This window comes from Pantoea sp. X-Soil-ISGK-259 (genome assembly GCF_059730705.1).
Window position 1 is genome coordinate 2,676,656 of sequence record NZ_AP035986.1, and the last position, 26,961, is coordinate 2,703,616.

Sequence of the window (26,961 nt, forward strand, 5' to 3'; positions counted from 1 at the left end):
AGGCGGATACTTCAGCCGCCGCAACCTTAACCTGACGATCAGACTAAGGCCGGACCGGTCAGCCCATCGATCATCACCTGCGGAATGCCGCGTGAGCAGTGTTCGATACGCCCGTTGACGCCATACACTTTTGCCAGCGTAGCCGGCGTAATCACCTTATCCGGCTGCCCTTCTGCGACCAGCGCGCCCTGCTTAAGCATCAGGGCATGTTGCGCATGACGCAGCGCGATGTTGATGTCATGCACCACCACCACCGTCACGATGTTGCGCTGGGCCGTTTCGCGGCGCACCAGGTCCATGACGTGGAACTGGTAATTGAGATCCAGCGCGCTCAGCGGTTCATCCAGCAGCAGCAGTTTAGGGCGACGGATTAAAGATTGCGCCAGCCCGACCAGCTGCTTCTGTCCGCCCGAAAGCTGATCAAGGTAGCGCATCGCCAGATGGGCAATGCCCAGTTGTTCCAGCAGATGCATGATTTCCGCTTCACTGCTGGCACTGTGCAGGCCACCGGAGGCACGCTGTGCCACGATAATCGATTCCAGCACATGCAGATGCACGCCCGCAGGCAGCGACTGTGGCAGATAGACTACGTTTTTCGCACGGCGGGCAAACGGCTGAGTCATGAGATCTTCACCGTTAAGCCACATCTCGCCCTGACCTTTATTCAGACCAGCCAGTGCACGCAACAGCGTCGATTTACCGCAACCATTCGGTCCCAGCAGAACGGTAATCTCACCCCGTGGCAACGGAGCCACGTTGAGGTTTTCAATCACTTTATGTTTGGGATAACCGGCACTGAAGCCGCGTAATGTCAGACCCGTTTCCATTATACCGTCCCCCGATGGCGCAGAATAATACTCAGGAAGAACGGCACACCAATCAGTGACGTCACAATACCCACGGGAATAATGACACCCGGCAGCAGGTTTTTCGACGCGACTGACGCCAGGGAGAGCACCAGCGCGCCAACCAGCGCACTGGCAGGCAGATAAAAACGGTGATCTTCACCAAACATCATGCGGGCAATGTGGGGTGCAACCAGGCCGATGAAGCCAATGGGTCCCACAAACGCCACCGCAAGCGCCGAAAGGATACTGATGCGCAGCAAGGTGGTCAGGCGCAGCCGACGCACGTCGATACCAAAGCTCACGGCGCGGTCTTCACCCAGACGCAGCGCCGTCAGCTTCCAGCTGCTCATCATTGAGAACGGCACCAGGATGGCCAGCGCCACGGTCAGCACGCCCAGCTTCTCCCAGGAGGCGCGCGCCAGGCTGCCCATGGTCCAGAACACCAGACCCTGCAGCGTATCTTCGCTGGCAATGAACTGCATCATTGAGACCAGTGCGTTAAAGGTAAAGACCAGTGCGATACCGAACAAAACGACGCCCGCAGAGGAGACCTGCGTCCAGCGGGTCACAGCATCCAGCATCAGCGCGGCAAACAGTGCAAAGACAAAGGCGTTGGCTGAGATTAACCACTGATCAGGAATGCCAGGAATACCGACGCCGAGAATGATCGCCAGCGCGGCACCAAACGCCGCCGCCGATGAGACACCGAGCGTAAACGGGCTGGCCAGCGGGTTATTCAGGATAGTCTGCATTTCTGCGCCGGCCAGGCCCAGCGACAGCCCGACCACCAGCGCCATCAGTGCATAAGGCAGACGAATATCCCAGACGATAACACGGGTACCGGCATCGACACTGTCGGGGCTGAGCAGCGTATTCCACAGCGTGTCCAGTGAGAGCCCGGCCGGACCGAGCGTAAAGTCGAGGATTAACGAGGCAACAATCGCCACCAGTAATACGCCAATCCAGATCAGGCGGCGGCGCAGCACCTGATGATAGTTTTGCATGGTGTGGTGAAGCGTCTCTTCCCCCGCCAGCAGCGAAGTTTCGGTAGTCATTTTTGAACCCTGTGTGGCTATCACGTCAGAAAACGCAGTCACAATAGTGCAGGTGATAATAATTATCAATTCGTTCGCATAAGCGAGGCGAGAAAAAACCGTAAAAAATGGTGTTGTTAGGGGAACGATAATGGCAGTTATAGCGCCTTGACGTTAAAGATGGGGAAGAGCTCAGGGCGCTGTGTCAGGTACCTGACTTAACAGCGCCAGCGCACAGTTCTAATCTTTATGAACCGGGAACTCCATCTCGCTGTACTTCACGAAACGGCTGCCGCGCGTCAGCCTGTAGCCGAACCAGATAATCAGGAACAGCGGAAGGCCAATGTAGGTGGCCGCTACGCTGTACCAGTCAATGCTGTCGTTAAGGAATGCCTGATAGTTCTGACCCAGCGTAATGATCAGGCAAAGCACAAAGGCGAAGATCGGCCCCAGCGGGAAGAAGCCGGAACGGTAAGGCAGATCGTTCAGGTCATGTCCCTGGGCGACATAGCCGCGGCGGAAACGATAGTGACTGATGGCAATACCCAGCCAGGCGATAAAACCAGTCATGCCTGAGGTATTCAGCAGCCACAGATAGACTTCCTGATTACCAAACTTAGAGGTCAGGAAGCACAGCCCGGCCACAACGGTCGTCGCCCATAAGGCATTGCGCGGCACGCCGCCTTTGGAGAGTTTCGCGAAAATGCGCGGCGCTTTGCCTTCACTCGCCAGGTTGTAAAGCATACGCGTTGAGGCGTACATACCGGAGTTACCGGCTGACAGCACCGCCGTCAGGATCACCGCATTCATCACCGCTGCCGCGGAGAGCAGACCGGCGTTCTGGAACACCAGGGTGAACGGGCTGACGCTGATATCGTCTATGTCGTTATGCAGCAACTGTGGATCGGTGTACGGCAGGATCAGACTGATAATCAGGATGGCGAACACATAGAACAGCAGGATACGCCAGAAAATCTGCCGCACCGCGCGCGGGATATTTTTGGCCGGATCTTCAGATTCGCCCGCCGCGATACCGATCAGCTCGGTGCCCTGGAAGGAGAATCCCACAATCATCGCCACGCCAATCATTGCCGCAAAGCCACCCGCAAACGGCGCATCGCCAACCTGCCAGTTATGCCAGCCCGCATGCTCCGCACCGCGCATAATGCCGATAATCATCAGCACGCCAACAATGATAAAGATAATCACGGTGGCCACTTTAATCAGCGAGAACCAGTATTCCGCCTCGCCAAAGCCTTTCACCGAGATGTAGTTAAGCAGAAATATCAGACCCAGGAACAACGCGCTCCAGATCCAGCCTGGCGTGTCAGGGAACCAGTAGGTCATCACCAGCTGGGACGCCACCAGGTCAACTGCGATGGTCACCGCCCAGTTGTACCAGTAGTTCCAGCCTAGGGCGAAGCCAAAACCCTCTTCGACATATTTCGCGCCGTAGGTGGCGAAAGAACCCGAGACGGGCATAAAGGCGGCCAGCTCACCGAGACTGGTCATCAGGAAGTAGACCATCAGGCCGATGAGCATATAGGAGAGAAGTGCTCCACCGGGGCCAGCCTGTGCGATGGTTGCGCCAGAGGCGACAAACAGGCCAGTACCGATTGAGCCGCCGATGGCGATCATCGTCAGATGACGGGCTTTTAACGCACGTCGTAATGCAGGTTGTTGTGTTGTATTTGGGTCATTATGCATGTGTTAACGCTACGCTGGGTAAAAATGAGGCGCGATTGTAGCAGCCAGACCGCCTCTGTATAGCTGATGCCATGCTGTTATAAGTTATGTTCATGATCGCGCCCGAATTATTAGCGGTCACTCACGGCAATAGGACAAAAAGCGCGTCAGCGCTTTTGAAATATGCTTCTGCCGGTGATGAATGCGGTAGAGCGTTCGGGTCAGACGCGGCAACGGAATCGTCAGTTCTGTCAGCGTGCCCGCCTCCAGCAGATCGGCAATCACCCGGCGTGAAAGACAGCTGATCCCCATGCCATGCCGCACTGCATGCTTGATCGCTTCGGAGTTGCCCAGCTCCATGCCCAGCTGAAAACTTGGCAGGTGTGACAACAGCAGATAGTCGACGATTTCACGGGTGCCCGAGCCACGCTCGCGCAGGATCCAGGGCGCTTCGGCCAGCGTTTTCAGCGTCACCGGCTGTTGCAGGATCGCGGCGTCAGGTGCGGCAAACACCACCAGTTCATCTTCCAGCCAGGGTTCACTGACCAGCTCGGTCATGTGACACGGCCCTTCAATCAACCCGACGTCTACGCGAAAATCGGAAACCGCCTGAATCACATCCTGACTGTTTCCGACGCTCAGCTCCAGCGGCAACCCCGGAAAATCACGGCGATAAGCGGCCATCATGCCCGGCAGCAGATAGTTACCGATGGTGCTGCTGGCGAAGATGCGGATTGCGCCGTTATCCTCTTTGAACAATTGCTCAATTTCACCTGCCTGCTCCAGCAGTCCTACCGCACGCGGATAGAGCAGCCGCCCGTGCTCATTTAGCACCAGCCGTTTGCCGACCCGATCAAACAGCTGCACCCCGAGCTGACTCTCCAGATCGGCCAGCGCCGCGCTGACTGCGGACTGCGACAGCGCCAGCAACTGCGAAGCCTGCGTCGTTGAACCGCTTTTGAGCACTTCGGTGAACACTTCGATTTGCCGCAGCGTAATGTGCATTGTTGCCTCTTAACTCAATGAATGCCTGACAAGATAAATCATTAATGCCAGCCAGAGCAGCCCGGCGATGCCCAGCCAGCCTGCCATTTTTTTACCGCGCGCACGCTGAGACTGCGCTTTCGCGATGCTGCTGATACGCACGTCTTTCGGCAGCAACCGCATCAGCACCATGACGCCCGTCGGGATAATCACCGCGTCATCCAGCAGACCAACAAACGGGATCACATCCGGGATGAGATCGATCGGGCTGACGCCATACGCGACCAGCCCCAGCATCGCCACTTTGTTCCACCAGGGCGTGCGCGGATCGCGAAAGGCAAACCACAGCACCCGGGCATCTCTTTTGATCAGCGTCGCCCAGCGGCGCAGACGCGAAACTATCATGATTGCGGCCTTATCGTTTATTCTGGTCAATTATAAATATATTATCAATTTCACTTTTAAGCCAGTCGCCGTCATGATCATGACTCAACCATGAGGAGTGACCACCATGACCGAACTGAGCATCGCTAAACCCCATCATCCTGTTACGCTCTGGTTCCCCGGTCTGCTGCTGACTGCCGCGATTGCCGCGGCTGCCAGCTGGCTCGCACAGCAACCGGTGGTGGCAGCAGCGGGGCTGGGTTCACTGACCCTGGCAATCATGCTGGGCATCCTGGTCGGCAATAGCGTCTTTACGCCTCTGGCGTCGCGCTGCGACAGCGGCGTGATACTGGCTAAGCAGAAGCTGCTGCGGCTGGGGATCATCCTGTTTGGATTTCGCATCACCTTACAACAGATTGCCGACGTTGGTTTTAGCGGCATCCTGATTGATGCGCTGACGCTGAGCAGCACCTTCTTTATTACCTGCCTGCTGGGCATCCGGCTGCTGAAACTGGATCGCGATACCGTCTGGCTGATTGGCGCGGGCAGCAGCATCTGTGGGGCAGCGGCCGTACTGGCGACCGAGCCAGTGGTAAAAGCCGCCTCCTCGAAAGTGGCGGTGGCTATTGCAACCGTGGTGCTGTTCGGCACGCTGGCAATCTTTATCTATCCAATGCTGTGGCCGCTGGCGCACCATCTTTTTCCAGGCCTGAGTGCATCGCAGTTTGGGGTATTTACCGGTTCGACCATCCATGAAGTGGCACAGGTCGTGGCTGCCGGACACAGCATCAGTCCCGATGCCGAGAACAGCGCGGTGATTGCCAAAATGCTGCGGGTGATGATGCTGGCCCCGTTCCTGCTCTGCCTGAGTGCAGTGCTACGCGGCAAACGCAAAGCGAGCAACGCGCGTCAGCCGGTGACGTTTCCCTGGTTCGCCCTGCTGTTTATCGCAGTCGCGCTGTTTAACTCGCTGCAGCTGCTGCCTGCCACGGTAGTGGCCACGCTGAACGAGCTGGCGGGTCTGCTGCTGGCGATGGCGATGGCGGCTCTGGGATTAACCACCCGTTTTAGCGCATTACGTGAGGCGGGCGTTAAACCGCTGCTGCTGGGCGCACTGGTATTTGGCTGGTTAATCGCGGGTGGCGGCACCATCAATCTGCTGGTGCAACATTTCATGGGCTAACAGCATCGGGTATCATGCCGTTTCATCCGTGCATAGCCCCAGGAGAAAGGCATGAAATATATCGGCGCACACGTGAGTGCGGCAGGTGGTGTGGATCAGGCAGTGATTCGCGCCCATGAAATAGAAGCCACCGCCTTTGCCCTCTTTACTAAAAATCAGCGTCAGTGGAAGGCCGCCCCGCTCTCCACTGAGGTGATTGATGCTTTTCGCGCCGCCTGCGAGACGTACAAATTCAGTCCGCAGCAAATTCTGCCGCACGACAGTTTTCTGATTAACCTCGGTCATCCGGTTGAAGAGGCGCTGGAGAAATCCCGCGCGGCCTTTATTGATGAATTAAAACGTTGTGACCAGCTCGGCCTGACGCTGCTGAACTTCCATCCCGGCAGCCATCTGCATCAGATTGAAGAAGAGGCCTGCCTGAAGCGGATTGCGGAGTCGATCAACATCGCCCTCGACCAGAGCCAGAATGTGACCGCCGTCATTGAGAATACCGCCGGTCAGGGCAGTAACCTCGGATTCCGCTTCGAGCACCTCGCCACCATTATTGAACATGTCGAAGATAAGTCGCGCGTCGGCGTCTGCATTGATACCTGTCATGCGTTTGCTGGCGGGTATGACCTGCGTACCGAAGCGGACTGCGAGGCAACCTTTGCTGAGTTTGAGCGCATTGTCGGCTTTGATTATCTGCGCGGTATGCACCTTAACGATGCCAAAAGCGCCTTCGACAGTCGCGTTGACCGCCATCACAGCCTGGGTGAAGGGAATATCGGCAAAACCGTATTTAGCTGGCTGATGAAAGATCCGCGGTTTGATGGTATTCCGTTAATTCTTGAGACTATTAATCCCGACATCTGGAAAGATGAGATTGCCTGGCTGAAAGCTGAACAGCAGGGATAGAAAAAGGGAGCCAGCTGGCTCCGAGATTTTTGACAAAGTCAGGCCTGGTTGCTGTAAGACTGAGCCTGAACAGGGAACAAGGTCAGATCGGAAAGACGTAAAAGCAAACAGGGAGCCACCGGCTCCCTGTTATTATCACTTCAGCAGATTATGCATTTCTGCACATCAGGCTTTCGCCAGCTGCTCTTCCGGACGTTTCAGTATCGCATAGCCCAGACCCGCAACCGCAGTACCGATGACAATCGACATCAGATAACCGACAACCGGGGTAATGGCGCCAGGGATCAGCAGTACAAACAGTCCACCGTGCGGTGCCATCAGTTTCGCGCCAATCGCCATGGAGATCGCGCCGGTGATTGCGCCGCCCACGATACAGCAAGGCAGAACACGCATCGGGTCACGGGCTGCGAATGGAATCGCACCTTCAGAGATAAAGCAGAGACCCAGAACCAGTGCCGCTTTACCACCTTCCTGCTGACCTTTGTTGAATTTACGACGGGCAACCAGCGTAGCCAGACCCATCGCCAGCGGTGGCACCATACCGGCTGCCATGATGGCGGCCATCGGTGCATACGTCTGCGAACTCAGTAAGCCGACGCCAAATGCGTAAGCCACTTTGTTCACCGGACCGCCCATATCGGTACACATCATGCCGCCCAGGATTGCGCCCAGCAGGACCGCATTCGCCGTGCCCATGTTAGCCAGCCAGTGTGTCAGGCCATTCATGATGCCCGCAACCGGTTTGCCCACCACGTAGATCATCAGCAGGCCGGTGATCAGACTCGCGAACAGCGGGATAATCAATATCGGTTTCAGCGCTTCCATACTCTGCGGCAGTTTGACTTTGCCGCTGATCAGCTTCGCTGCATAACCGGCAATAAAGCCCGCGATAATACCGCCTAAGAAGCCTGCATTGATGCTGGTGGCGATCATACCGCCAATCAGACCTGGCGTCAGACCCGGACGGTCAGCGATGGAGAAGGCGATAAAGCCCGCCAGCACTGGTACCATCAGAGCAAAAGCGCTGCCCCCACCGATTTGCATCAGCGCAGCGGCCAGAGTGCCCTGTTCTTTAAACGCTGTGATACCAAAAGCAAACGACAGGGCGATGCTCAGACCACCCGCGACCACCATCGGCAGCATGTAAGAAACACCGGTCAGCAGGTGACGATAAGCCCCTGCCCCGCCTTTCTTCTCTTCTTCACTGCTATTGCTCTGTCCACCAGCCACCGCTTTATACGGCTTCGCTTCTGCAACCGCTTTATCCAGTTCCTGCGCGGTTTTCTTCAGCGCCAGACCGGTTGAGGTGCGGTACATCGGCTTCCCGTCAAATTTCGCCAGATCCACTTCGATGTCAGCTGCGACGATCACCAGATCGGCGGCAGCAACTTCTTCCGGGGTGATGGCGTTACCCGCACCCACTGAACCGCGAGTTTCAACTTTCACCCACCAGCCGCGACGGGTCGCTTCAGCCTGAATAGCTTCGGCAGCCATAAAGGTGTGTGCCACGCCGGTCGGACAGGCGGTAACGGCCACAACGCGTTTCTGCGCGCCAGCCTGAGCCGGTGCTGCAGCTGATGCACCTGCAGGTGTTGCCACAGCCGCAGGAGCCTGCCAGGTTTTGGCTTCAGCTTTGGCGCGGTTAAGGAAGGTTTCCGGCTCGCGGACCGCCAGCTGGATATCACCCAGCCAGACCGCTTTGCCGTTCAGCGCCGCATCATCCGGCACGTTTTTACCCAGCACAATCGCCAGTTCAGCGTCGGCAGGGTTCTCAGTCAGGGTCAGGCCCGCAGCAGCTGCGGCGGCAGCCAGACGTTGTTGCGCCATATATGCGGAAGCCAGTCCCAGTGTAGGGTCTTTAATCAGCAGCGTTTTCATTATCGCTCTCCTGCTGTCAGTTAACGGGTTGTAAGTCGACACGCGCCATCATTGCGGCCAACTGCGTACGATCGGAAACGCCAACGTTGCTCTGGCTGACGGCCATCGCCGCCACGGCAGTCGCAAGACGCAGCGTGTGTTCGCTGGATTCACGCATCAGCAGGCCATAAATCAGGCCGCCCACCATCGAATCACCGGCACCCACGGTGCTGACGACTTCACACACCGGCGGTTTAGCAATCCATTCGCCTGACGCGTTGACCCACAGTGCGCCTTCCGCGCCCAATGAAATCACCACATGGGCGATGCCCTGCTCGCGCAGTTCGTGCGCAGCGCCAATCACATCCTGCAGACCAGGCAGTTTGCGACCGGCCCAGATCTCCAGCTCACGGCGGTTAGGTTTCACCAGCCATGGTGCGGCTTTCAGTCCTGCCACCAGCGCCTCGCGGCTGCTGTCAAAAATGATGCAGGGGCAGTGAGTACGCAGTTCGGTCATCCAGCGGGTAAAGGCATCGTGATCAACGCCTTCTGGCAGGCTGCCGCTGACGCAGACCATGTCGAACTGGCCCAGCCAGGTCAGAGAATCAGCCGTAAAACGATCCCAGTCCTGACCCGTGACCTGGAAACCGGAGAAGTTCAGATCGGTAACGTCGCCGGTCTGTTCAGTGAGTTTAACGTTAATACGGGTACGGCCCGGCACCACCTGGAAACGGTTGGCAATGCCCAGCTCGCTGAACAGCTGCTGGAAGCCGTCCTGATTCTCTTTACCCAGGAATCCACCCACGGTGACATCGATACCCAGGTCTTTCAGGACTTTAGCAACGTTGATGCCCTTGCCCGCCGCGTGCAGCCCGGTGGTTTTCACCAGGTTGACTTCGCCGCGTTCAATTTCAGGGGTATATCCCACCAGGTCATACGCCGGATTCAGCGTGATGGTGGCGACGCGTCTGCTCATGCTGCCCCCTCGCCCAGACCGCTGTTGATCGCCTCTTCAATGGCGGTCAGCGCCTGCTGTGCATCGTCACCGCTGGCGGTGAAGCGCAGGCGATGGCCTTTCTTCACGCCCAGCGCAACCACTTTCATCAGGCTACGGCCGTTAGCAGGTTTACCGCTGCCGTCGAGATTGGTCACCGTGATGTCGCTGTTGAACTGCTTGATTACGCTAACCAGCGCGGTGCCTGGACGGGCATGGAGACCATGCTCGTTGCGAATAGTGAATTCTGCGGTCAGCACCTCAGCCTGCTCATCAACTTCGCTGGTCAGCAGTGCGTAAACACCTGCCGCATCCGCTTTAAGCAGGCGATCTGCTTTGTTCTGCTGCAGTAATGCGCTGAGGTAACCCAGCACTTCCAGTGGACGTTCATCGGTCGCTGAAACGCTGATTAACAGCGCCGCGGATTCGCCCTGATGGTCGAATGCATGTTCAGCGCGGCTGATGGCAACACCGCTGCGCAGGTTGCCGAGGCTGCTGTCGCTGAGCCAGATGCCCTGACCCAGATTCAGCGGAGCCGTCGAGACCACGTCTGCGACGTAGCTCGCATCCACCACACCCGCGGACTGCAGCCGGCCAGCATTCATTGCCTGCAGAGTGATCAGATCGCTGGCAGCGACGTTGAGCGTAATTAATGAGGTGTCAAAGCTGAACTCGGCGGCCTGTTTTTCGCCCATCAGCAACGCACGGAGATCTTCAGCAGAGGCGGTTTTGAGCTGTTCAGCAATGGTGTCATCGCTCAGAACATGGGTCAGTTGACGCAGCAGCGCCAGATGCTCATCCGACTTAGCGGCAATCCCGATGGCGACATAAGCAGTCTGATCGTCACCCCAGGCAATGCCCTGCGGGAACTGAAACACCTGAACACCGGTTTTCAGGACCATGTCTCGGGTATCGGTGGTGCCATGGGGAATTGCGATGCCGTTGCCGAGGAACGTTGAGGTTTGCTGTTCGCGGGCCAGCATGCCATTGACGTAGCCTTCCGTCACATTACCCGCAGCGGTTAACGCGGCAGCAACCTGACGAATGGCCTCTTCTTTATTCTGGGCGCTGGCTCCGGTATGGATGGCCTGCAATTCGAGCTGGAACATAATTCTCCTCGCTTGCTGAGATTGAATCGTTTCAGCCAGTGGGGGTTTTTTTACGCCATGCTGTTGAAAACAGGTGGCGCAGTCACCGCTGAAACGTTTCAGGGATTGTGGTACAGCAATTTTCCGGAGGCAAGAGAATGCGCAAACGGCGTAACAGATTTTTGACGTTACGCACATTTCAGGGGGATTATGGGGAATAAAAAGTGAACAGGCTGACGCGGTTGCTGTAATGCAGAGATCTGTGGACCGAAAATGTCAGCAGCGTCAGCGCTTCAGGGGGCAGTATCGGCTTCGAGCTGAAGTAAGTATGTCATCGCCTCCTGGCGTGAGTTGCCACACATGCTGTATGCAGGCTGCAGGCCTGCGCAGACGGCAGGACGCAATGGCGAACCAAACAGTTTGCAGCGCAGTAAGTCATCGAGCTGAACGCAGGGCGTGTTCGCGGGCTTGCCGTCAGGCATGCCAGGAATGGGTGAAGAGATCGAGGGCGCTGTACAACAGGCACCGCACTGGCTACGGCATTGCATGCTGTGCTCCGGCAGAGAAAGTCGCGGCGACAATAGCAGTCCGGGGCAGAAATTGCCATGAAAGCCGCGGCCTGACATAAAATTTCGCCACCACCATATTGCCAGTTTTCACCGGCACGCGTAACGTTGCGCGCACTTCACTCTCAAGATAGCGAGAACAGCAATGCCAAAAGCCAATGAAATCAAAAAAGGGATGGCCGTCACGCACAACGGTAAACTGCTGCTGGTTAAAGACATTGATGTCCAGAGCCCCAGCGCACGCGGTGCTGCCACCCTGTATAAAATGCGCTTTACCGATGTCCGCACCGGTTTAAAAGTTGAAGAGCGGTTCAAAGGCGACGAGATTATTGATGCGATTTCGCTCAGCCGTCGCAGCGTCACCTTCTCTTATATAGATGGTGATGAATATATTTTCATGGATGACGAGGATTACACCCCTTACTCCTTTAAGCAGGAGCAGATCGAAGAAGAGCTGCTGTTTATCCCTGAAGGCGGCATCCCTGGCATTCACGTGCTGACGATGGAGGGTCAGGTACTGGCGCTGGAACTGCCACAAACCGTGGATATGGAGATCGTGGATACTTCACCAGGCATTAAAGGGGCTTCCGCCAGCGCCCGTACCAAACCAGCCGGAATGAGCACAGGCCTCTCTATTCAGGTTCCGGAATATTTGAGCAACGGTGACCGCATCCGTATCCATATCGCTGAACGCCGTTACATGGGCCGCGCTGACTAAACCGCCAGCCTGCTGCTGATCGCGATAATGTTATAGTATTACACTATTGCGTTATTTTCTGGCGGGGGCGTCCCATGACACGCGTTAATCTGATTACCGGTTTTTTGGGCAGCGGCAAAACCACGCTGCTCTGCCATCTGCTGGCAGCGCGGCCCGCAGGAGAAAAGTGGGCGGTGCTGGTCAATGAATTTGGCGAGATTGGGATCGACGGTGCCCTGCTGGCCGATCGCGGTGCCACGCTGAAGGAGATCCCCGGCGGCTGCCTGTGCTGCGTTAACGGTCTGCCGATGCAGGTTGGGCTGAATATGCTGCTGAAGAGCAAGCCCGACCGACTGCTGATTGAGCCAACGGGTCTGGGCCATCCGCGTCAGGTGTTGCAGATGTTAAGTGCGCCGGTGTATCAGGCGTGGCTGCAACTGAACGCCACTCTGACGCTGCTGGATGCTCGTCAACTGGCTGAGCCGCGTATTGTTGCCAATGAAAACTTTCGCGATCAACTCGCTGCCGCCGACATTATTATTGCTAATAAGCGCGACTGCTGGAACGAAGAGGACCGTCAGCGCCTGGCTGACTGGCAGCAGCAGATGCAGCCTGCTCGTCCTCTGATACAGACCGAATTCTGTCAAATCCCCCTTTCCCTGCTTGATGCCCCTTATCTGCCGCGCGACCTCCCTGCGCCGCATCACCATCATTCGTCGCCCCCGACCAGCGGTCTGGCGGCATTACGACTGGATGGCGAGGCGCGATGGCGTCGGGCGCTGAACCACGGCCAGGGCTATAGCGCCTGCGGCTGGCTGTTTGATGCTGACACGCTGTTTAGCCGCGATGCGCTGCTGGAGTGGGTCCGGCTGGCAGCGGTCGATCGCATTAAAGGGGTAATGCGCACGCCAGAAGGCACAATGCGTATTAACTGCCAGGCAAAAGAGTTGCAAAGTGAGACATTCACCTCACTGCCGCCCGATAGCCGTATTGAGATCATCCATTCTCAGCAGGTCGACTGGAATCAGCTACAATCGGCATTGTTGAAGTGCCGTTTACGCTAAGACAGGTATTGTCGGCGGTTATTTTTTTAATGAGTTTTAATTATGCGCGTAACCCGCCTTATTACTATCCTGCTGCTCAATGCACTGGGCATAGTGCTGTTTCTTTCCTGGTATTTGCCGCCTGAACACGGTTTCTGGTTTGGCATCGATAAATCTGTTTTCTTTGGCTTCAATAATCAGATGGGCACTCATCCGCTCTTCGCGCTGATCGTCGCTATCACCAATTTTCGTGGTTTTGATGCGGTATCCCTGCTGGCGATGGGTCTGCTTTATCTGTCGATCTGGCGGCAGGAAACGCCAGAGGCCAGGCGTCGGATGCTGGCCATTGGTATCACCATGTTGTTAACCGCCGTGGTGCTTAATCAGCTGGGCCATTTATTGCCCGTGAAACACTCGAGTCCGACGCGATTCTTTGATCACGTTTATCGCGTCAGTGAATTAACCGGTATTCCCGCTAAAGATGCCTCAAAAGACAGTTTCCCTGGGGACCACGGTATGATGCTGATCATCTTCGCCTGCTTTATCTGGCGTTATTTTGGTTTCAGCCGTTTTATCGTTGCCGCCGCTATTGTGGTGATATTTTCACTGCCGCGCGTCATGGCGGGCGCGCACTGGTTTACCGATATTGCCGTCGGTTCACTGTCGGTCGTTTTAGTCGGACTGAGCTGGTGGCTATTAACACCAGCGAGTGACGTATTGGTTAACTGGTTTTATCGCAAATTACCGGGTAAATATAAGCCCGTGATGTAAATGTTAAGCGCGGTCGGTTTACCCGCCAGGTTCATAACCGCCCGCGCTTATAAAAAACAGCTCCTCACTATTAGGCTGCTAATTAAATTCACGAAAAGAAAAGGTTATGACCCGGCTTACGCGTTAACGAGTCTTCACACCAGGCTGTCAATTAAGAAAACACTGAAACAGCAGGCTATGCCCCGAATTGACCTCCCTTTCATCCCCTGTTCTCACCATTATTTCCCCACAATTGTCTCTAAAATAGTCAGTGTGTTACAGTTTGATTCTCATCAAAAAAACCTATATGAAATTGATTAAAAGCACTCGCCACGGCGTCTGTAATCAGTTAACCTCAGTCGCAGTGAGACTACAGCGGCAGAAAATTCAGATTTTTTACCGTTAAAGTGTGTCCATTAACACATTTTAGTAATTAAGGATTTGTCTTAGCCTGTTTCGCTTATTAATCTCCCTGTTTTGTCATCTGGCTGGCGACAATTTTGTCGTAAGGAAATCGAAGGAAAACCCGAATAATGGTCAAGTCTCAACCAATACTGAGATATATAATGCGGATCGTGCCCGCATTGGCGCTAGCCACACTCCTCTCAGCTTGTAGCAGTACCCATAGCAGTCAAAACGCGAATAACGAGAATCATGAAGTTAACAACCACAATGGTTTTTTACTTCAGGCGTCTCAGGATGAGTTTGAAGAAATGGTGCGTAACGTCGATGTTAAGTCGCGCATCATGGAACAATACGCCGTCTGGAAAGGTGTGCGCTATCGCCTCGGTGGCGATACCAAACGCGGGATCGATTGTTCCGCCTTTGTACAACGCACCTTCCGCGATCAGTTTGGCTTAGAATTACCTCGTTCTACCTCTGAGCAACAAGACACAGGCAAAGAGATCACCCGCAGTAAATTACGCCCTGGCGATCTGGTGATGTTCCGTGCCGGTTCAACGGGCCGCCACGTGGGCATTTACCTGGGTAACGATAACTTTGTTCATGCATCTACCAGCAGTGGCGTGATGATCTCCAGTCTCAATGATGACTACTGGAAAAAGCGTTACCGTGAAGGGCGTCGTGTATTAAGTCGTAACCCGACCTGATTATCACCTTCGATTTTCTCTCGCCAGAGAACAAGAAACGCTGCCTGTGCAGCGTTTTTTTTCGTGCCTGAAGATGGCAGGCAGATTTTTATCAGATAAAAGCATTGTATTTCAGATAAATAACGAGACATTTCAGACTCTCTCGTTATATTCTCGGTCGCTTAAACCGAAGCAGTCGTGCGCAATAACATAATAATAATTTATCAGGAGCACCTCATGCCATTGTCGGGGGCACTACGGCGCCGTGACACTACTCCTCGCCGTATCGCATGCAGTAGCGCGATGGCTGGCGGCTTATTCTTTCTTTTGTTCGCCGTACTCTCTTTTCACCAGACCTGGCAGAAGCGCGAACGGCAGCATCAGCAACTGCTGGAGAACAGTCGCACGGCATTGGAGCAAACGCTCTCCACGTTGATTAACAGCACTCTCACTCCCCTGCTTCCGTTTACCCACACTGCCTGCCATAACATAGATCGTGAACTGACCTCACGCGCCGCCTTTGCCGGAAACCTTCGCGCCATTCTGCTGGTTGATAACGGTATAGCCTTTTGCTCGTCAGCGACCGGCAGTTTTAGTCTGCCACTTAATGTGATTGCGCCGCACAGTGATATTTCGCGCGATACCGACCTGCAACTGATGCCAGGCACGCCGTTGCAGCCGAATAAACCGGTGCTGGCCTTGTGGATCAAAAATCCAGGCAGCCTGCAGTCAGGCGTTTTCGCGACGCTCAATATCACTCTCGCGCCTTATCAGCTGCTGGCGTCCCGGCGACCGGAAATCACCGGCATGGCACTCATGGCACAGCGCAGCGCCTTAACCAGCTGGCAGTCCGGCCTCATTGAGAATAAAAACCTGCCGAAGCCCCTGCACCAGCAGGCGCTGACAGGGTATCCGCTCCAGTTTGTCGTGTACGGCTCTACTCTGGCAGTCAGCGACTATCAAACTATCCTGCTAAGTGGCCTGTTGCTGTCGCTGCTGTTTGCAGGGGGATGGTGGCTACTGTTGTCGGTGTATCAGCGTCCCGGCAGAGAGCTGATTCGGGCCATGAAACGCGGCGAGTTTCACGTTGAGTATCAGCCGCTGGTGACGTCTCATGATGGCCAGCCTTATGGTATGGAAGCATTATTACGCTGGACTCACCCGACGAAAGGCCCGGTTCCGCCCGATGTCTTTATTCATTTTGCAGAATCACAGAATCTGATTATTCCGCTGACGCGGCATCTGTTTCAGCTGGTTTCCCGTGATGCACATCTGCTGTGTCATACCATTCCCCGTCATGCCAGCCTGAGTCTCAACATTTCGCCCCTGCACCTGGCTGACAGTGGTTTCCGTCAGGATGTGCTGCACTGGCTTGATACCATGCCTGCGGGACACTTTAACTATGTGTTTGAGATTACTGAGCGAGCCATGGTGCGGGATGAAAACGTCGGAGAACTGTTTGACTGGCTGCATCAGCAGCAGATTCATATTGCTATTGATGATTTTGGTACCGGGCATAGCGCGTTAATCTATCTGGAACGTTATGACTTTGATTACCTCAAAATCGATCGCGGTTTTGTTCAGAGCATCGGTACAGACACCCAGACCTCACCGGTTCTGGATTCCGTGTTGCAACTGGCGAAGAAACTCAACTTAAAGAGTGTGGCCGAAGGCGTTGAGACCGGTGAGCAGGCTACCTGGTTAATTAATCGTGGTGTAACGCATTTGCAGGGTTATATCTTTAGCCGTCCGTTACGGCCAGAAACGCTGATAGACTATTTCCGTCGTCATAAGGCCTGACATGACCTGGCCTGAAACGCCCCGGACATCTGACTGGAGGAATCATGCTGTTTCGCTTTGGACTCATACTGCTGTGTGGCCTGCTCAGCGCCCCGCTGCTGGCTGCCTCTGTCCAGCAAAGCTATGCATTCACCCAGGCTGGTGAAGCAAAATATCCGCCCGGTTTCAGCCATTACGACTATGCCAACCCCAGCGCGCCCAAAGGAGGCAGCATCACCCTGGCGGTGATCGGTACCTATGACAACTTCAATCGCTATGCCTCACGCGGCAATCCAGGCATTAACACCGGCACGCTTTATGACGGGCTTTACACCAGTTCAGACGATGAACCCGGCAGCTATTATCCGCTGATTGCCGAGTCGGCGCGCTATGCCAGCGATTTTTCGTGGATCGAGATCCAGATGAATCCCCACGCCCGCTTCCAGGATGGCACACCGATCACCGCCCGCGACGTGGCGTTCACCTTTGAAAAATTCATGACTGAGGGCGTGCCCCAGTTCCGCGTCGCCTACCGTGGCGTTAGCGTAAAAGCGCTGAACGACCTCACAGTGCTTATAGAAGCACAGAAGCCGGATAAAGATCTGCTGCTTGGATTACTGACGCTGCCGGTGATCGCCGAGTCGTTCTGGCACGATAAAAAGTTTAACGAGCCGTTAAGCGCACCGCCGTTGTCGAGCGGACCCTATCGCATTACCCGCTGGAAGCTGGGCCAGTTTATTGAGTTCAGCCGGGTAAAAGATTACTGGGCCGCCGATCTGCCGGTAAACCGCGGACGTTTTAATTTTGATCGCATGCGCTATGACTACTATCTGGATGACAATGTGGCGTTTGAGGCCTTTAAGGCTGGCGCTTTCGACTGGCGTGAAGAGACTTCGGCGAAGAAATGGGCCACCCAGTATCGCGGCCGCCATTTCGACGATGGCAGCATCGTCAAAGAGACCACGCCCAATGACGCTGCTATTGATACCCGCTGGCTGGCATTTAACAATGAAAAACCGCTGTTTCATGATCGACGCGTGCGTCAGGCTTTCTCACTGATGTTCGATTTCGAGTGGATGAACAAAGCGCTTTACTACGGAGCCTGGCATCGCGCCAGCAGCTATTTCCAGAACACGGAGTATGCTGCCAGTGGTGTGCCGGATGCACAGCAACGGGCGCTGCTTGAACCCTGGCGCGCACAACTGCCGCCAGAGCTGTTCAGCCAGCCCTATCAGCCACACAAAACGGATGGCAGCGGCTATGACCGCGCCAGTCTGTTAACCGCATTTGACCTGTTAAAACAGGCGGGCTGGCAGATTAAAAATCGCCGCCTGGTCAATGATAAAACCGGTCAGCCGTTCACCGCCGAGTTGCTGTTACGCAGCGGTTCTGACATCGACTGGGCACTCCCGCTGCAGCACAATCTTTCGCGGCTTGGCATTACGCTGAATCTGCGGCAGATCGACAGCTCGCAGTATCTGCGGCGCAAACGGGAAGGTGACTACGATATGATTGCCACCGCCTATTCAGCGATGCCCATCCCGACGTCCAGCCTGCAGATCCTCTGGCACTCCGACTACATCAACTCGTCGTGGAACAGTGCGCGGGTTAAAGATCCGATAGTGGATCACTTTGTGAAACAGATTGTGGCGCATCAGGACGATCCTGCTGAACTTCGCCCGATGGCTCAGGCGCTGGATCGGGTGCTGCTGTGGAATGCCTATATGATCCCAAGGTGGTACAACGCTGAACAGCGGCTGGCATACTGGGATAAGTTTTCTCACCCTGCACGCAAGCCTGCCTACAGTACAGGGCTGGAAAACTGGTGGTACGACACAAACAAAGCCGGACGCCTGCCGGCCAGTAAACGCTAAGGAGATCACCGTTGGCCGCTTACTTTCTGCGCAGACTGCTGCTGATTATCCCGACCTTGTGGGCGATCATCACGCTTAATTTTTTTATCGTGCAAATCGCGCCCGGCGGCCCGGTCGATCAGGCGCTGGCAAATATTGAGTTTGGTCAGACAACCGGCCTGCCCGGCAGCGGGGCGGAGAGCGCCAGTTCACGCGCCAGCTTCAGTCACATTAATCCTGGCGATAATCAGTATCGTGGCGCACGCGGGCTGGATCCTGAAGTGATTGCTGAGATTAAAAAGCGTTACGGCTTCGATAAACCTCTCTGGCAGCGCTACGGCGAGATGCTGTGGAATTACCTGCGTCTGGATTTTGGCGACAGCCTGTTTCGCAGCGCCTCGGTGATCGGGCTGATCAAAGAGAGCCTGCCAGTCTCGATCAGCCTGGGACTCTGGAGCACCCTGATTATTTATCTGGTGTCGATTCCACTGGGGATCCGCAAAGCGGTGCGCAATGGCAGCGCCTTTGATGTCTGGAGCAGCGCCTTTATTATCATCGGCTACTCCATTCCGGCCTTTCTGTTCGGCATCATGCTGATTGTGCTGTTTGCCGGTGGCAGCTATCTCGACTGGTTTCCGCTGCGTGGGCTCACCTCTGCGCAGCACGATACACTGCCCTGGTATGGCAAAGTGCTGGACTACTTCTGGCATATCGCTCTGCCGGTGCTGGCGACAGTGATCGGCGGCTTCGCCACGCTGACCATGCTGACCAAAAACGCCTTTCTGGACGAGATCCGCAAACTCTATGTGGTGACCGCGCGCGCCAAAGGGGTGCCAGAGCGACGCATTCTCTATCATCATGTGTTTCGCAATGCGATGCTGCTGGTGATCGCCAGCTTCCCGGCCACGTTTATCAGCATGTTCTTTACCAGTTCGGTACTCATCGAAGTGATGTTCTCGCTCAACGGGCTTGGGCTGCTCGGCTATGACGCGACATTGCAACGCGACTACCCGGTGATGTTTGGCACGCTCTATATTTTCACGCTGATCGGTCTGCTGATGAATATCCTCAGCGATCTGACTTATACGCTGGTCGATCCCCGCATCGACTTCGGGAGCCGCTCATGACGCTCTCACCGCTGAATCAGCAGCGCTGGCAGCGCTTTCGTCACAACCGACGCGGCTACTGGTCGCTCTGGATCTTTCTGATCATTTTTCTGCTGTCGCTGGGTGCTGAACTGATCGCGAATGACAAGCCGTTGCTGGTGCATTACCACCAACGCTGGACGGTGCCGCTGCTGTTTGACTACAGCGAAACCGACTATGGCGGTGTACTGGCGACAGCGGCGGATTATCAGGATCCCTGGCTGCGGCAGCGCATCAGGCAGAATGGCTGGGCGCTGTGGGCACCGATTCGTTTCAGCGACGGAACCATTAATTTTGCTACTCAGGTGCCCTTCCCTTCTCCGCCTTCTGCGCAGAACTGGCTCGGCACGGACGCCAACGGCGGCGACGTACTGGCTCGGCTGCTCTATGGCACACGTATCTCTCTGCTGTTCGGTCTGCTGCTGACGCTTCTCTCCAGCGTAATCGGGATTGTGGTCGGCGCGGTGCAGGGCTATTTCGGCGGCAGAATTGACCTGATTGGGCAGCGGATGATTGAAGTCTGGTCTGGCATGCCCGCGCTGTTTCTGCTGATTCTTCTCTCCAGCGTGATTCAGCCTGGCTTCTGGTGGCTGTTGCTGGTCACCGTGGCGTTTGGCTGGATGAGTCTGGTAAGTGTTGTCAGGGCAGAGTTTCTCCGTACCCGAAATTTTGATTACATTCGTGCCGCGCAGGCGCTGGGCGTCAGCGATGGCCGGATTATGTTGCGCCATATGCTGCCTAACGCGATGGTAGCCACACTGACCTTTCTGCCGTTTATTTTGTGCGGATCGATTACCACGCTGACCTCACTCGACTTTCTGGGCTTCGGCCTGCCGCTGGGTTCGCCCTCGCTGGGCGAGTTACTGCTGCAGGGCAAAAACAACCTGCAGGCTCCCTGGTTGGGTCTGGCGGGCTTTTTCACGCTGGCGATCCTGCTTTCGCTGCTGATTTTTATCGGCGAAGCGGTGCGCGACGCCTTTGATCCGGGCAAAGGAGCCTGAATGACGACGCCATTGCTTGCTATCAATCATCTCTCAGTCGCCTTTCGTCAGGGCAAGCAGCTTCGACAGGTCGTGAATGACGTGTCGCTGCGCATTGACGCAGGTGAAACGCTGGCGCTGGTGGGTGAGTCTGGTTCCGGCAAGAGCGTCACCGCGCTGTCGGTAATGCGACTGCTGCATGAGGCTTCAGTGATTTATCCCAGCGGCGAGATTCTGTTTAACGGTGAAGATCTGCTGCGCGCCCGCGAGCAGCGTCTGCGGGGTATTCGCGGCAACCAGATCGCGATGATTTTTCAGGAGCCCATGGTGTCACTGAATCCGCTGCACACCGTGGAGAAGCAGCTGTATGAAGTGCTGTCACTGCATCGCGGGATGCGTCGTCCGGCCGCACGCGGTGAGATTCTCAGCGTGCTCGATCGGGTCGGTATCCGGCAGCCCGCCACCCGGCTCAATGATTTTCCCCACCAGCTTTCCGGCGGTGAACGCCAGCGGGTGATGATTGCCATGGCGCTGCTGACCGAGCCGCAGCTGCTGATTGCCGATGAGCCGACCACGGCACTGGATGTGACGGTTCAGGCCCAGATCCTGACGCTGCTGCGCGAACTGCAACGTGAGCTGAACATGGGCATGCTGTTCATCACGCATAACCTGAATATTGTGCGTCAGCTGGCAGATAATGTCAGCGTGATGCGCAACGGTCACATCGTGGAGCAGAATCGCTGCCAGACCCTGATGAACCAGCCGCAGCATCCTTACAGCCAGCAGTTGCTGGCTGCGGAACCGGAGGGAAAAGCCGTTCCGCTGCCCGCAGCGTCGCCCATTCTTCTTCGTGTCGAGCAGCTTCAGGTGAGCTTTACACAGCGGCGCGGGCTGTTCCGTCGCCAGAACAGTGAAAAGCGGGTGCTTTCCGGATTGAGTTTTAGCCTGCGGCGTGGCGAAAGTCTGGGCCTGGTGGGTGAGTCCGGCTCGGGTAAAAGCACCACCGGGCTGGCACTGCTGCGGCTGATTGCCTCACGCGGCGAGATCTGGTTTGACGGTCAGCCGCTGCATCAACTGTCGCGTCAGCAACTGTTGCCGCTGCGTCAGCGTATTCAGGTGGTGTTTCAGGACCCTAACTCCTCACTCAATCCGCGCATGACGGTGCAGCAGATTATTGCTGAGGGTCTGGCGGTACATCAGCCTGAACTCGACAGTGTGCAGCAGACGCAGCGGGTTATCGCCGTCATGGAGGAAGTGGGGCTTGAAGCGGAAAGTCGCCATCGTTATCCGGCCGAATTTTCTGGCGGTCAGCGACAGCGTATTGCTATTGCGCGGGCATTGATTCTGGAGCCGGAGTTGCTGGTGCTGGATGAACCGACTTCATCGCTGGATCGCACGGTGCAGAAGCAAATTCTGACGCTGTTACGCCGTTTGCAGCAGCAGCGGCAGCTCAGTTATCTGTTTATCAGTCACGACCTGGATGTGGTTCGCGCGCTGTGCCACCAGCTTATCGTGCTGTGCCAGGGAGAGGTCGTGGAACAGGGCGAGTGTGAAAGGCTGTTTGCTTCACCCGTGGCAGATTATACCCGCGAGCTACTGCAGTCGGCGCAGCTTAACCTCCAATAAAGGTTTCTGCTATCGCCACGCCCTGATTTTTCAAACAGCAGTTAGTGGCACTTTCGTCACGACGCTGAATGAACAGGCAGGGCTGCCCTTCGCACTCAGCAACTTTGCAATCAACCTGAATATCCGCCAGAACCTCTTTTAACTGCTGCAGAATCTCCCACGCCGGAATGCCGTCATGGCTGATCAATCGCAGCGCCACGAAATCCTGCTCATCCAGCGTTGCATCATCAGAATCAATGGCGCTGTGGTGATCGCTGGCCCAGCGAAAATGCTGTGGCAGACGATGCACAATTGAAAGTTGCAGCATAGTTTACTTTCCCCGGATGAGTTTATGTCGCAACACCGACCTGCCCGCAGCCAGCGGGTCATTCACCGCAGAGTCCGGACAGGGAGGCCCATCCGTGCGGATTGCAGAAGCGCATTTTTGCGACTTACATCGCACTTCAGCCTATATGTACCGCGTTCACTCACCGTTAACAATCATTTTAGACGCATTATGATTACTTTTTTAACTAAAAATTTTCACAATAAAGAAACAAAACTGTCGGGATGTGCATCACTGCGGGCAATCGGGGAAGAAACCACTGCGCCCGGTTAACGGGTCGCAGTGCGGGGACGTGAAGCGTAGAAGAAGAGCAGCAGAGAAATTGTCGCGCACAGGGCAATTGTGCCGACCATCGGCCAGGCGCTGTTGAAACTCACCAGCGACAGCAGTGCACCGACAAAAGCACCCACGCCAAAACGCAGCGTGCCCGCCAGAGAGGATGCCGTTCCGGCCATATGCGGAAACTCATCCAGGATCACCGCCATCGCATTCGATGAGACCATCGACACGCAGCCGATAAACATCGCGATTCCCATCACCAGCGGCAAAAAGCCGAGGCTGAAGGCGCTGACAACCAGCAACCAGATGCCCATGCAGAACTGTATCAGCAGCCCCAGCCGGAACATCGCCACCGGGCCAAAGCGGCGCACGGCACGGCTGTTAATCAGCGTCAGGACAAACAGAAACACCACGTTGAGACCAAAGTAGTAGCCAAAGTTTTGCGGTGAGACGTGATTCAGCTCGATGTAAACAAAGGGGCCGGCATTGAGAAAAGTAAAGAGCCCGGCAAAGGAGAAGCCGCTCGACAGCATGTAACTGAACGCCCGTTTGTGGCGAAACAGCGTCACGAAATTGCCGAGCGTGGTGCGCAGATGAAAACGCTGTCGCTGCTCCGGCTTCAGGGTTTCGCGGATTTGTGTGGTTACCAGCACGGTGGTCACTAATGCCGCTCCCGCGAGCGCCCAGAAAATTGCGTGCCAGCTCCAGAGCACCAGCAGCCAGCCACCGATGATCGGCGCCAGCAGCGGCGCGATGGTGGTAATCAGCATCACAAAGGACATCATGCGCGAGAAGTCCTCTTTCGAGTAACTGTCACGCATCAGCGCGTTGATCACCACACTGGCTGCGGCGGCAGAAAGTCCGTGCAGGAAACGCATCAGAATCAGCTGGTCGATGGTCTGTGACAGTGCACAGGCCGCAGCGGCGCAGGCAAAGATCAGCGTGCCGAGTGCAATTACCGGCTTACGCCCATAGCTGTCTGCCAGCGGCCCATAGATAAGCTGGCCAATCGCGAAGCCAAGGATGTAGAGGTTAAGCGACATCTGCACGCTACCGGCTGACACCCCGAACTCACGCGCAATCTGCGGCATGGCAGGCAGATACATGTCAATCGACAACGGCATCAGCATGGCTAACAGACCGAGGATGACGACCAGTCCTGTTGGCGAGTTCTTTTCCTTACGCACACCTTCTCCTGCACAAATGAGTCTGGGTCGGGCCGCCTGGCCCGCCCGGTTATTTTGTCTGCAGCTCTTTCGGCAGACCAATACTGGCGATCTCGTCTTCTGTCAGCGCACGGTATTCGCCCGGTTTTCCAGATCCTCGTCCAGCACGATGTCACCGATGCGTTCACGATGCAGCTCAATGACCCGATTGCCGACGGCTGCAAACATCCGTTTCACCTGGTGGTAACGACCTTCGCTCAGTGTCAGCCGCACATCTGTGGGGGTAATCACCTCCAGCTGTGCCGGTTTCGTCAGGCTCTTCTCATTGTGCAGCTGCACGCCCGCTGTAAACTGCGCGGCCGTATCGTCACTGATCGGCGATTCCAGGGTGACACGATAGGTTTTCTCGCAGTGATGACGTGGCGAGGTAATGCGGTGTGACCACTGGCCATCATCTGTCAGCAGCACCAGTCCGGTGGTGTCGATATCCAGACGCCCTGCCGCATGCAGTTTGAATGACATCGGCTCTTCGATGAAATAGATGATGGTGGGATGATCGGGATCGTCGGTTGAGCAGACGTAACCCTGCGGTTTGTTCAGCATAAAGTAGCGAGGACCGGTCTGCATCTGCAGTACGTTGCCGTCATAGACGACTTCGTGGTCGGGCAGCAGTTTGAACGCGGTATCGCGGACAACTTCCCCGTTAACGGTGACACGCTGGCCACGGATCTCGCGATGAGCGATGGCGCGGCTGATTTCCAGTTGCTGAGAGATGAATTTGTCGAGTCGCATGAATTCGTTTTGCCTGTTACTGCGGAGGGAATCTGAAACGGCCTGGTTAACCGTTGAAAATGTGCGGGAAGTATAACGTGATCCGCGCCAGCCTGACAGCGCGTTTACCGCACTTTCATGGCATAATTGCCGCCAGTTATACAAAAGTGAGCAACATGTCTTTTACCTTACGCCCCTATCAACAGGATGCGGTGAATGCCACCGTGGCGCATTTCCGTCGCCATCAGGAACCTGCCGTCATTGTGCTGCCAACCGGTGCCGGCAAGAGTCTGGTGATTGCCGAGCTGGCCCGGCTGGCCCGTGGCCGGGTGCTGGTGCTGGCGCACGTCAAAGAGCTGGTGGCGCAGAACCACAGTAAATATCAGGCCTACGGGCTGGAGGCGGATATCTTTGCTGCCGGACTTCAGCGCAAAGAGAGTCAGCGCAAAGTGGTGTTTGGCAGCGTGCAGTCAGTGGCGCGTAACCTCGACCAGTTCGACAGCGCTTTCTCGCTGGTGATTGTCGATGAGTGTCACCGCATTGGCGATGATAAAGAGAGTCAGTATCAGCAGATCTTTAATCATCTGCGTCAGCACAATCCGCAACTGCGTTTACTGGGACTGACCGCTACACCGTTCCGTCTGGGTAAAGGCTGGATTTATCAGTTCCACTATCACGGCATGGTGCGTGGCGATGAAAAATCGCTGTTTCGCGACTGTATCTATGAACTGCCCCTGCGCTACATGATCAAGCATCAGTTTCTGGTGCCGCCGGAACGACTGGATATGCCGGTGGTGCAGTATGACTTCAGCCGTCTCACGGCACAGTCCAACGGCCTGTTCAGCGAAGCCGATCTGAACCGTGAACTGAAGCAGCAGCAGCGCGTGACGCCCCATATCATCCGCCAGATCGTGGAGTTCGCTGAAGATCGGCTGGGCGTGATGATTTTCGCCTCGACGGTGGAGCATGCGCGTGAAATCCTGCGACTGCTGCCAGAAAACAGCGCGCTGGTCTCGGCCGAAACGCCAGCCAGAGAGCGCGATGCCCTGATTCTGGCGTTTAAGGCGCAGCAGCTGAAATTCCTGGTGAATGTGGCGGTGCTGACCACCGGGTTTGATGCGCCGCACGTTGACCTGATCGCAATCCTGCGCCCGACCGAGTCGGTCAGCCTCTATCAGCAGATCGTCGGACGCGGCCTGCGGCTCTCACCGGGTAAAACCGACTGCCTGATCCTCGATTACGCGGGTAATCCGCACGATCTCTTTACGCCCGAAGTTGGCGCCCCCAAAGGGGCCAGCGACAATCAGCCGGTTCAGGTTTTCTGTCCCGCCTGCGGTTTCGCCAACACCTTCTGGGGCAAGGCGACCGAAGATGGCATGGTGATCGAGCATTTTGGCCGGCGCTGTCAGGGCGTACTGGAAGATGACGAAGGTGAGCGCGAACAGTGTGATTTCCGCTTCCGGTTTAAAAGTTGTCCCGACTGCGGCGCAGAGAATGATATTGCCGCCCGACGTTGTCACCAGTGCGACAAAATTCTGGTCGATCCGGACGATATGCTGAAAGCGGCGCTGAAACTGAAAGACGCACTGGTGCTTCGCTGTGGTGGCATGACGCTGGAACAGGGCCATGACGCCAAAGGGGAATGGCTGAAGGCGACCTATTTTGATGAGGAAGGCACCAGCGTCAGCGAACGCTTTCGTCTGCAGACGCCGGCCCAGCGTAAGGCGTTTGAACAGCTCTTTATGCGTCCCCATCAGCGCGCCCCCGGCGTGCCGCTGGGCTGGCAGACCGCCGCTGACGTCCTGGCACTCCAGCCGCTGCTACGTCATCCCGATTTTGTCGTCGCACGGGCCAAAGGCCAGTTCTGGCAGATCCGCGAGAAAATGTTCGATTATCAGGGCCGCTATCGCCGCGCCAATGAGCTGCGTTAACAGGTGA

At 55.9% G+C, this 26,961-nt stretch carries 23 protein-coding genes and 1 pseudogene; 12 read left to right on the forward strand and 12 right to left on the reverse strand.

All coding sequences use genetic code 11. The features are described from left to right. Positions 1–38: 38 nt before the first annotated feature. From AC6I77_RS12665 to AC6I77_RS12685, 5 genes are all read right to left on the reverse strand, one after another. Complete coding sequence (locus tag AC6I77_RS12665) at positions 39–827, reverse strand: ABC transporter ATP-binding protein (RefSeq protein ID WP_003854130.1); 789 nt, start codon at positions 825–827, stop codon at positions 39–41. Continuing rightward, the gene (locus AC6I77_RS12670; RefSeq protein ID WP_003854131.1) at positions 827–1,903 is read right to left on the reverse strand and encodes a FecCD family ABC transporter permease; all 1,077 of its coding nucleotides are present in this window, start codon (positions 1,901–1,903) and stop codon (positions 827–829) included. The genes AC6I77_RS12665 and AC6I77_RS12670 overlap by 1 nt, the downstream gene beginning before the upstream one ends. Before the next feature lie 219 nt (positions 1,904–2,122). Next, positions 2,123–3,589, reverse strand: coding sequence for an amino acid permease (locus AC6I77_RS12675; RefSeq protein WP_375150283.1), 1,467 nt, complete (start codon positions 3,587–3,589; stop codon positions 2,123–2,125). 117 nt (positions 3,590–3,706) lie between these two features. Beyond that, positions 3,707–4,573, reverse strand: coding sequence for a DNA-binding transcriptional regulator YeiE (yieE, locus tag AC6I77_RS12680; protein ID WP_003854133.1), 867 nt, complete (start codon positions 4,571–4,573; stop codon positions 3,707–3,709). 9 nt (positions 4,574–4,582) lie between these two features. Next, on the reverse strand, positions 4,583–4,957 hold the full coding sequence (locus AC6I77_RS12685; protein WP_003854134.1) for a YkvA family protein: 375 nt from the start codon (positions 4,955–4,957) through the stop codon (positions 4,583–4,585). A gap of 106 nt (positions 4,958–5,063) precedes the next feature. On the opposite strand from AC6I77_RS12685, the gene AC6I77_RS12690 reads away from it, so the two are divergent. Next, on the forward strand, positions 5,064–6,119 hold the full coding sequence (locus AC6I77_RS12690) for a YeiH family putative sulfate export transporter (protein WP_375150284.1): 1,056 nt from the start codon (positions 5,064–5,066) through the stop codon (positions 6,117–6,119). Positions 6,120–6,170: 51 nt separating this feature from the next. Continuing rightward, entirely contained in the window at positions 6,171–7,016 is an 846-nt protein-coding gene (gene nfo, locus AC6I77_RS12695) for a deoxyribonuclease IV (protein WP_003854136.1), read from the forward strand. A gap of 165 nt (positions 7,017–7,181) precedes the next feature. Here the strand turns inward: nfo and fruA are convergent, their stop codons facing one another. From fruA to AC6I77_RS12715, 4 genes are all read right to left on the reverse strand, one after another. Continuing rightward, a complete protein-coding gene (fruA, locus tag AC6I77_RS12700; RefSeq protein ID WP_110411237.1) occupies positions 7,182–8,894 on the reverse strand; it encodes a PTS fructose transporter subunit IIBC in 1,713 nt (570 codons plus the stop codon). A 16-nt stretch (positions 8,895–8,910) separates the two neighbouring features. After that, positions 8,911–9,849: a 1-phosphofructokinase gene (fruK, locus tag AC6I77_RS12705; RefSeq protein ID WP_003854138.1), complete on the reverse strand. Its 939-nt coding sequence runs from the start codon at positions 9,847–9,849 to the stop codon at positions 8,911–8,913. Beyond that, the gene (gene fruB, locus AC6I77_RS12710; protein ID WP_314508965.1) at positions 9,846–10,976 is read right to left on the reverse strand and encodes a fused PTS fructose transporter subunit IIA/HPr protein; all 1,131 of its coding nucleotides are present in this window, start codon (positions 10,974–10,976) and stop codon (positions 9,846–9,848) included. The genes fruK and fruB overlap by 4 nt, the downstream gene beginning before the upstream one ends. A 272-nt stretch (positions 10,977–11,248) precedes the next feature. Next, positions 11,249–11,503, reverse strand: a complete 255-nt coding sequence (locus AC6I77_RS12715; protein WP_003854141.1) for a YkgJ family cysteine cluster protein — start codon at positions 11,501–11,503, stop codon at positions 11,249–11,251. Positions 11,504–11,666: 163 nt separating this feature from the next. Here AC6I77_RS12715 and yeiP point away from each other — a divergent pair, with 163 nt between their 5' ends. The 9 genes from yeiP (at position 11,667) to yejF (ending at position 22,482) form a co-directional block, all read left to right on the forward strand. Next, positions 11,667–12,239 carry an elongation factor P-like protein YeiP gene (gene yeiP / locus AC6I77_RS12720; protein WP_003854146.1) on the forward strand — a complete coding sequence of 191 codons (573 nt, stop codon included), beginning with the start codon at positions 11,667–11,669 and terminating at the stop codon, positions 12,237–12,239. Between the two features lie 74 nt (positions 12,240–12,313). Continuing rightward, entirely contained in the window at positions 12,314–13,282 is a 969-nt protein-coding gene (locus AC6I77_RS12725) for a CobW family GTP-binding protein (protein WP_375150285.1), read from the forward strand. Positions 13,283–13,324: 42 nt separating this feature from the next. Further along, entirely contained in the window at positions 13,325–14,032 is a 708-nt protein-coding gene (locus AC6I77_RS12730) for a phosphatase PAP2 family protein (RefSeq protein WP_003854148.1), read from the forward strand. A gap of 512 nt (positions 14,033–14,544) precedes the next feature. Beyond that, complete coding sequence (mepS, locus tag AC6I77_RS12735; RefSeq protein WP_071591717.1) at positions 14,545–15,120, forward strand: bifunctional murein DD-endopeptidase/murein LD-carboxypeptidase; 576 nt, start codon at positions 14,545–14,547, stop codon at positions 15,118–15,120. Positions 15,121–15,336: 216 nt separating this feature from the next. Beyond that, a complete protein-coding gene (pdeN, locus tag AC6I77_RS12740) occupies positions 15,337–16,899 on the forward strand; it encodes a cyclic di-3',5'-guanosine monophosphate phosphodiesterase PdeN (protein ID WP_497816994.1) in 1,563 nt (520 codons plus the stop codon). Positions 16,900–16,943: 44 nt separating this feature from the next. Next, positions 16,944–18,752, forward strand: a complete 1,809-nt coding sequence (locus AC6I77_RS12745; protein WP_497816995.1) for an extracellular solute-binding protein — start codon at positions 16,944–16,946, stop codon at positions 18,750–18,752. Positions 18,753–18,763: 11 nt separating this feature from the next. Then, a complete protein-coding gene (locus tag AC6I77_RS12750) occupies positions 18,764–19,858 on the forward strand; it encodes a microcin C ABC transporter permease YejB (protein WP_003854153.1) in 1,095 nt (364 codons plus the stop codon). After that, positions 19,855–20,877, forward strand: a complete 1,023-nt coding sequence (locus AC6I77_RS12755; RefSeq protein ID WP_003854154.1) for an ABC transporter permease — start codon at positions 19,855–19,857, stop codon at positions 20,875–20,877. Before AC6I77_RS12750 ends, AC6I77_RS12755 begins: the two co-directional genes overlap by 4 nt. After that, on the forward strand, positions 20,878–22,482 hold the full coding sequence (gene yejF, locus AC6I77_RS12760) for a microcin C ABC transporter ATP-binding protein YejF (RefSeq protein WP_105098966.1): 1,605 nt from the start codon (positions 20,878–20,880) through the stop codon (positions 22,480–22,482). It begins immediately after the preceding gene. Here the strand turns inward: yejF and AC6I77_RS12765 are convergent. The 3 genes and pseudogenes from AC6I77_RS12765 to rsuA form a co-directional block, all read right to left on the reverse strand. Continuing rightward, a complete protein-coding gene (locus tag AC6I77_RS12765) occupies positions 22,469–22,789 on the reverse strand; it encodes a YejG family protein (protein WP_003854157.1) in 321 nt (106 codons plus the stop codon). The two genes, yejF and AC6I77_RS12765, sit on opposite strands and share 14 nt — an antisense overlap. Positions 22,790–23,076: 287 nt before the next feature. Further along, positions 23,077–24,273 carry a Bcr/CflA family multidrug efflux MFS transporter gene (locus tag AC6I77_RS12770; RefSeq protein ID WP_008926121.1) on the reverse strand — a complete coding sequence of 399 codons (1,197 nt, stop codon included), beginning with the start codon at positions 24,271–24,273 and terminating at the stop codon, positions 23,077–23,079. Positions 24,274–24,322: 49 nt separating this feature from the next. Then, positions 24,323–25,044: pseudogene (gene rsuA / locus AC6I77_RS12775) on the reverse strand (16S rRNA pseudouridine(516) synthase RsuA). Between the two features lie 155 nt (positions 25,045–25,199). On the opposite strand from rsuA, the gene radD reads away from it, so the two are divergent. Continuing rightward, positions 25,200–26,954: a DNA repair helicase RadD gene (radD, locus tag AC6I77_RS12780; protein ID WP_008926122.1), complete on the forward strand. Its 1,755-nt coding sequence runs from the start codon at positions 25,200–25,202 to the stop codon at positions 26,952–26,954. The last annotated feature ends 7 nt before the right edge of the window (positions 26,955–26,961 follow it).

Coding starts and splice junctions, on each gene's coding strand:
- AC6I77_RS12765 (WP_003854157.1), bottom strand. CDS start 22,789: ATGCTGCAACTTTCAATTGTGCATCGTCTGCCACAGCATTTTCGCTGG.
- fruB (WP_314508965.1), bottom strand. CDS start 10,976: ATGTTCCAGCTCGAATTGCAGGCCATCCATACCGGAGCCAGCGCCCAG.
- AC6I77_RS12725 (WP_375150285.1), top strand. CDS start 12,314: ATGACACGCGTTAATCTGATTACCGGTTTTTTGGGCAGCGGCAAAACC.
- fruA (WP_110411237.1), bottom strand. CDS start 8,894: ATGAAAACGCTGCTGATTAAAGACCCTACACTGGGACTGGCTTCCGCA.
- nfo (WP_003854136.1), top strand. CDS start 6,171: ATGAAATATATCGGCGCACACGTGAGTGCGGCAGGTGGTGTGGATCAG.
- fruK (WP_003854138.1), bottom strand. CDS start 9,849: ATGAGCAGACGCGTCGCCACCATCACGCTGAATCCGGCGTATGACCTG.
- pdeN (WP_497816994.1), top strand. CDS start 15,337: ATGCCATTGTCGGGGGCACTACGGCGCCGTGACACTACTCCTCGCCGT.
- AC6I77_RS12665 (WP_003854130.1), bottom strand. CDS start 827: ATGGAAACGGGTCTGACATTACGCGGCTTCAGTGCCGGTTATCCCAAA.
- AC6I77_RS12670 (WP_003854131.1), bottom strand. CDS start 1,903: ATGACTACCGAAACTTCGCTGCTGGCGGGGGAAGAGACGCTTCACCAC.
- yieE (WP_003854133.1), bottom strand. CDS start 4,573: ATGCACATTACGCTGCGGCAAATCGAAGTGTTCACCGAAGTGCTCAAA.
- AC6I77_RS12745 (WP_497816995.1), top strand. CDS start 16,944: ATGCTGTTTCGCTTTGGACTCATACTGCTGTGTGGCCTGCTCAGCGCC.
- AC6I77_RS12675 (WP_375150283.1), bottom strand. CDS start 3,589: ATGCATAATGACCCAAATACAACACAACAACCTGCATTACGACGTGCG.
- radD (WP_008926122.1), top strand. CDS start 25,200: ATGTCTTTTACCTTACGCCCCTATCAACAGGATGCGGTGAATGCCACC.
- mepS (WP_071591717.1), top strand. CDS start 14,545: ATGGTCAAGTCTCAACCAATACTGAGATATATAATGCGGATCGTGCCC.
- AC6I77_RS12730 (WP_003854148.1), top strand. CDS start 13,325: ATGCGCGTAACCCGCCTTATTACTATCCTGCTGCTCAATGCACTGGGC.
- AC6I77_RS12690 (WP_375150284.1), top strand. CDS start 5,064: ATGACCGAACTGAGCATCGCTAAACCCCATCATCCTGTTACGCTCTGG.
- yejF (WP_105098966.1), top strand. CDS start 20,878: ATGACGACGCCATTGCTTGCTATCAATCATCTCTCAGTCGCCTTTCGT.
- AC6I77_RS12685 (WP_003854134.1), bottom strand. CDS start 4,957: ATGATAGTTTCGCGTCTGCGCCGCTGGGCGACGCTGATCAAAAGAGAT.
- AC6I77_RS12755 (WP_003854154.1), top strand. CDS start 19,855: ATGACGCTCTCACCGCTGAATCAGCAGCGCTGGCAGCGCTTTCGTCAC.
- yeiP (WP_003854146.1), top strand. CDS start 11,667: ATGCCAAAAGCCAATGAAATCAAAAAAGGGATGGCCGTCACGCACAAC.
- AC6I77_RS12715 (WP_003854141.1), bottom strand. CDS start 11,503: ATGCAATGCCGTAGCCAGTGCGGTGCCTGTTGTACAGCGCCCTCGATC.